General features: G+C 49.2%; 7 protein-coding genes. 6 read left to right on the plus strand and 1 reads right to left on the minus strand.

From position 1 onward, the window contains the following. Positions 1–524 precede the first annotated feature (524 nt). The 6 genes from ACESLK_RS29790 to ACESLK_RS29815 all read left to right on the plus strand — a co-directional run bounded on the left by ACESLK_RS29790 (position 525) and on the right by ACESLK_RS29815 (position 3,225). On the plus strand, positions 525–1,031 hold the full coding sequence (locus ACESLK_RS29790) for a hypothetical protein (protein WP_373233482.1): 507 nt from the start codon (positions 525–527) through the stop codon (positions 1,029–1,031). Continuing rightward, positions 1,024–1,269 carry a helix-turn-helix transcriptional regulator gene (locus ACESLK_RS29795; protein ID WP_373233483.1) on the plus strand — a complete coding sequence of 82 codons (246 nt, stop codon included), beginning with the start codon at positions 1,024–1,026 and terminating at the stop codon, positions 1,267–1,269. Before ACESLK_RS29790 ends, ACESLK_RS29795 begins: the two co-directional genes overlap by 8 nt. A gap of 3 nt (positions 1,270–1,272) precedes the next feature. After that, entirely contained in the window at positions 1,273–1,929 is a 657-nt protein-coding gene (locus ACESLK_RS29800) for a DUF4386 domain-containing protein (RefSeq protein ID WP_373233484.1), read from the plus strand. A gap of 72 nt (positions 1,930–2,001) precedes the next feature. Then, positions 2,002–2,706: a DUF4386 domain-containing protein gene (locus ACESLK_RS29805; protein WP_373233485.1), complete on the plus strand. Its 705-nt coding sequence runs from the start codon at positions 2,002–2,004 to the stop codon at positions 2,704–2,706. Positions 2,707–2,849: 143 nt separating this feature from the next. Beyond that, positions 2,850–2,987 (plus strand): hypothetical protein, encoded by a 138-nt coding sequence (locus ACESLK_RS29810; RefSeq protein WP_373233487.1) that lies wholly within the window; start codon positions 2,850–2,852, stop codon positions 2,985–2,987. Positions 2,988–3,054: 67 nt separating this feature from the next. Next, on the plus strand, positions 3,055–3,225 hold the full coding sequence (locus ACESLK_RS29815; RefSeq protein WP_373233490.1) for a hypothetical protein: 171 nt from the start codon (positions 3,055–3,057) through the stop codon (positions 3,223–3,225). Between the two features lie 673 nt (positions 3,226–3,898). Here ACESLK_RS29815 and ACESLK_RS29820 read toward each other — a convergent pair. Next, positions 3,899–4,554, minus strand: a 656-nt coding sequence (locus ACESLK_RS29820; RefSeq protein WP_373233489.1) for an FAD-dependent oxidoreductase, incomplete at its 5' end; no start/stop codon positions are given.

Below are 4,554 nucleotides of genomic sequence, written 5' to 3' on the forward strand. Positions count from 1 at the left end.
TGCGGGAAGTTGATTCGGGTCTTGCATACGCTGGGGACCAAACAGAGGGAATACAACGCTGCAGACGTAATCGGGCCGGTTCGACATTCTCAGATGCAGCAAATGGCAGCTTAAGCAAAGAAGCACGGACCTGGATAACGCGAATTCAAGGAAAACAACTCTGACAACGGAAGCACCGGAGAAGCCGAAGAAAACATTCCATAAGGGCAACGACCCCGTAGAGGAGCAAGAATCGGCATCCACCCCTTGAGAGGTAGAACGAAGGAATGTAAGGGCATAGACCCAGCGTGACATGGGAGGGTAAACCCCAAGGGCGAATGTGGAGATCCACTGTGCGATCATAACCACCATCTCACAGTTTTGGAACCAAAACGATCCCAAACTCTGTTCCCGCCTACGCTCTTACAGAAAATCTTGGTGCAGATCACCTTCTCCACCAACGCCTCTTCAATTGTCGAAGTTGAAATACTGCGAATTAGCGAGAAAACAGGAGAAAACATTACTTTATAGTGGGAGTGATGGAGATGTCGTATCAAGAACAGCGAGCAATCGTTTCCATGATTACGGGGCTATTTATTATTGGGGCGTATAGTATTTACGCGTACGGGAAGGTTCAGTCGGGTGCAATTGCCGCAGATGATATGAAATTTTGGGCTGGCGCCATGCTCATGTTTATAGGTATCGGGATTGCCGCTGCCATTGTCATTCAAATCATTTTTCACATTCTGCTTTCTGTGGCGGTTGCTGTACAGGAAAAAACGCGGAACGGCCAGTGCGACGATAAAGAAATGCAGAAAACAATCGAATCGGATATGGTTACAGATGAAAGGGATAAGCTCATCGAGCTCAAATCCGCGAGAATTGGCTTCATTGTTGTAGGCATTGGGTTTATCGCAGCCCTCGCGTCGCAGGTATTCAACCATTCGAGCGCGGTCATGCTTAACATCATGTTCGGATCCTTTTTTGCAGGCTCGCTGATTGGAAGCTTGGCTCAGTTTTATTTTTACAGAAAGGGAGTAAGCAATGGCTAGAAAGCTGCATATTACAAACAACATCCGCAGACTGCGTTTCTTTGCCAATGAAATGACCCAGCAGCAGTTGGCCGAAAAAGTAGGAGTCTCCAGACAGACCATCATTTCAATAGAAGCGGGCAAGTATTCTCCTTCATTGGAACTCGCTTTCAGAATCGCTGAAACGTTCGGTGTTCAGATCGGAGAAGTATTCGATTATGAAGTAAAGGAGCAGGAAGATAAAAGAAAGAAGGAATGAGAAATGAATCCTAAAGGGATTGCCAGATCCGTTGGAGTTTTATATATTCTGGGGACAGTTGCAGGCATTCTAAGTGTTGTATTTAGCGGGGCGACTATGGGGAGCGCTGATGTCCTAATGAAAGTTTCAACAAATGTGGACCAAGTCAAACTGGGAACGCTCTTCATATTAATCATGGGGATTTCACTTGCCCTGGTTCCGGTTATCATCTATCCAATTGTTAAAAAGTACAATGAAGCTTTGGCTCTTGGATATGTTGTTTTTCGGGGAGCTCTTGAGCCCTTTACTTATATGGTTACTGCGATTTGGCTATTGCTGGCGGGATTAAGCAAGGAGAATGCTAATACAGCTTCTTCCGACGGTGCAGACCTTCAGAGCATGAGTCATTTGTTATCGAATTCTGGCGAACAGATTCATTCCATTACGATGATTATATTTAGCCTTGGTGCTTTGATGTTTTATTATCTGCTATACCAATCCAAGCTCATACCCGAATGGCTATCGGGTTGGGGCTTTGTTGCAAGCATGATTTACTTGGCGACAGGTGTATGGGCCTGGTTTGGAACAATATCCAACTTAGCCTTGCTGCCGCTTGGTTTGCAGGAAATGGTCATGGCCGTGTGGTTCATTCTAAAAGGATTCAATCCAACTGTAAAGTAAGGTCAGATAATCCCTTTTCGCCATCTCGCGGAGGACCATTTTGGATCATTTTTATCCAAGGAGTTGAATGGGTTGAGGAAGAAAACAAATTCGGATAGAAGGTCTGCTGTGATTACGGGAGTGCTATTAATTGCCGGGATAGTCGCCGGTATATTCAGTGTTGTTCCCGTTATAGATGGAGAAGACTACATGATCAAGGCATACACTCAGGAAAACCAGGTGCTGATCGGGGCCTTTTTCCAATTGTTAATGGTTATCGCGTATGTGGGTATTCCTAGTCTGATGTATCCGATCTTAAGCAAGCATAGTAAAGGTTTGGCCCTTGGATCTGTTGCTTTCGGCATTATGGCGGGGGTGTTCATTATGATCGGGGTAATGATCCTTCTGTTGCTATTGACAATAAGCCATGAATTTGCAAAAGCTGGAGCTCTGGATATGTCGCATTTTCAGACACTGGGAGAATTGCTGCAGGCAGGACGCGATTTGGTGAACCACGTGGCAACGACACTAGCCTTTGCTGCGGCTATGCTCTTGTTTAACTGCCTATTTTACCGAACAATGCTGGTGCCCCGCTGGATGTCAGCATGGGGGCTAATTGGATCTGCATTGTCCCTAGCGGCCAGCCTATTATTTATGCTTCGCTTCATCGGTCTGGATGCAGCCTACATGATGTTGAATTTTCCAATCGCCTTTCAACAATTGGTTTTGGCTGTATGGTTAATCGTTAAAGGATTCAACGTGAACCTCCCACGACCTGATGAGGTCGGAACTAGATAAGATCTGATGAGATAGCTCGGATGCAGAGCTGCGAATCTATGGATTAGGGTGGTTAAGATGACAATCGGTAAAATACTTAAGCGACAGAGAGCATTTTCTAAAAGATATCATGAACCTGATGGTGCCGGTAGAAGGTGGAACCGTTGAATTACGCGACTTTATTAATAAGAACGGAAATGATCGAACCTTTCTATGTCATGAAGTATCCGGTAACACGGCGTTTGTATCATTTCGTAATGAATGAAGAAGAAGTGGAATCGAATGTGAGTTGGCAGAACTGAATGCTACACGATCACGAATGAAAGCGAGAACACGGTATATAACGAAAAAGCGAATGGTTTTCGATTACTGTCAGACGCTGAGTGGCAGTATGCATGCAAAGCGGGAACCAAGGGATATCGGTATGATAAAATGGATAAGATTGCATGGTATCAAGAAAACTCCAATGGATCCGCTCAACTAGTCGGAAAATTGCTTCCTAATCCATGGGGGCTTAGAATAGCGGTGACTAAAGCATGAGAACAATTTGGAGGGGCAGAGAACATGACCCGGTCCATCGCCGTGGTTGAAGATGGTGGCGGGAGCAGAGACGTTGGAGGTATCGGCGTCTTTTTTTGTGTCCCGAGAAATCGTCTTATCCGCCTGAATTTGGCTCGCTGAGGGTCTGAGTTCTGCAGGGGGGAGGGCGGCTGTTTTAGGCGGAAAACCAGCGCTAATTTTGTCGAAAGGGGATGATACGAAGATTTAGAGTGGAAACCCCGCTTTATTTTCTCCAAAACAGGGGGATCGTGGAAATAAAGTGGGAAATCCGCTTTATTTTCCCCCAAAACAGGAGAATCGCAGAAATAGAGCGGGAAATCCGCTTTATACTCCACAGCCCCCTCGAAAAGTTGCGGCAGCGAATTTAATACGGAGTTTCCGCCTAAAATCTACAAGGCGCGTACGCTTACCCGAACGGATCGAGCTGGGTAGCCCTCTGCGGATGCTGCTGGAAATGACGGTTCGGACGCATTCGCCGACCTCAAGAACGGTCGTCACCGTTCGAGGAGGCGGGTACGACGGCTAATGCTCGCGTCCGGGCCAGGGAATCCGGCAAAGCGGAATAACCGGGAGGTCGGCGTCGGCGAACGCAGCGGGATCGCACCTTCTGCGTTCGCCGACGCCGACCGCTCCCCTACTTCTTCGTATCCGCTCAGATTTGCGGCTTGGCGAAGACGACGCCTTGCTCCGCGAGCCGCTGATGCAGCTCGGGAATGGAGATGTCCGCGACGGGGCGGTCCGACTCGATAGCCAAAGCGGCCGCGACGCCTGCCGCCTGGCCAAGCGCGTAGCAGGTCGCTTGCACGCGCATCGAGGACATGGCGACATGGGTGGCGGAGATGCTGCGGCCCGCGACGATCAAGCCGTCCACGCGCTCGGGCAGCAAGCTGCGGTACGGGATGTCGTATCCGTCCAGCTTGCGTTCGTCCGTGCTCGCCCCGCCGGTAGGATTATGAATGTCGATCTCGTAGTTGGTCTGGGCGACGACGTCTTCGAACCGGCGGCCGCTCGTCAGGTCGTCTTCCGTGAGCGTGTACCGTCCGACAATCTGGTTCGTCTCCCTGACGCCGACCTGGCCGGGAACGTGGGATAAAATATGGTTAGGATGATTCGTGCGCTGCAGATAGTTCGCCACGGAGAAGACCTGCCGCAGCGCTTCCTTCTCCGCGTAATTGATGTCCTTGATCTTGGCGCCGTTGCCCTTGACTCGCGTCATGTTGACCAGCAGCGTGCCGTTGCCCATGCCTCCCCAATACAGGTGACGGCCTTGCGGCAGGTCTTCGATCGATTCGTACCGGTATCCGTCCT

This window comes from Cohnella sp., assembly GCF_041640265.1.
Lineage (GTDB): Bacteria > Bacillota > Bacilli > Paenibacillales > Paenibacillaceae > Cohnella.

Coding starts and splice junctions, on each gene's coding strand:
- ACESLK_RS29800 (WP_373233484.1), top strand. CDS start 1,273: ATGAATCCTAAAGGGATTGCCAGATCCGTTGGAGTTTTATATATTCTG.
- ACESLK_RS29795 (WP_373233483.1), top strand. CDS start 1,024: ATGGCTAGAAAGCTGCATATTACAAACAACATCCGCAGACTGCGTTTC.
- ACESLK_RS29790 (WP_373233482.1), top strand. CDS start 525: ATGTCGTATCAAGAACAGCGAGCAATCGTTTCCATGATTACGGGGCTA.